This window comes from Bacillus sp. VA13 (assembly GCF_055710085.1).
In genome coordinates, this window is sequence record NZ_JBVQPP010000016.1 from 1 (window position 1) to 495 (window position 495).

General features: G+C 50.7%; 4 tRNA genes. All 4 read left to right on the top strand.

Features of this window, described 5'->3' with window-relative positions:
• Positions 1–53 precede the first annotated feature (53 nt).
• The 4 genes from AC0C66_RS21495 to AC0C66_RS21510 all read left to right on the top strand — a co-directional run bounded on the left by AC0C66_RS21495 (position 54) and on the right by AC0C66_RS21510 (position 446).
• Positions 54–129, top strand: a tRNA-Thr gene (locus AC0C66_RS21495).
• Positions 130–166: 37 nt separating this feature from the next.
• Positions 167–242: transfer RNA gene (locus AC0C66_RS21500), tRNA-Lys, on the top strand.
• Between the two features lie 6 nt (positions 243–248).
• Positions 249–331, top strand: a tRNA-Leu gene (locus AC0C66_RS21505).
• A 40-nt stretch (positions 332–371) separates the two neighbouring features.
• Positions 372–446 (top strand) — tRNA-Gly (locus AC0C66_RS21510).
• Positions 447–495 lie beyond the last annotated feature (49 nt).

Genomic DNA, 495 nt, shown 5'->3' on the forward strand with positions numbered 1-495 from the left:
CTGCCTTACAAGCAGAGGGTCGGCGGTTCGAGCCCGTCATCCTCCACCATCTTGCCGGTGTAGCTCAATTGGTAGAGCAACTGACTTGTAATCAGTAGGTTGGGGGTTCAAGTCCTCTTGCCGGCACCACTTTTATATGGTATAATACTCAAGTCTCTTGTAAGAAGAGCCATTAGCTCAGTTGGTAGAGCATCTGACTTTTAATCAGAGGGTCGAAGGTTCGAGTCCTTCATGGCTCACCATTTTACGCGGGTGTGGCGGAATTGGCAGACGCGCTAGACTTAGGATCTAGTGTCTTTATGACGTGGGGGTTCAAGTCCCTTCACCCGCATTATATAGGATAACAGTTATAAAAACTGGACATCCTGTCTGCGGAAGTAGTTCAGTGGTAGAACACCACCTTGCCAAGGTGGGGGTCGCGGGTTCGAATCCCGTCTTCCGCTCCAACTATACCATCCACGCCGGGGTGGTGGAATTGGCAGACACACAGGACTT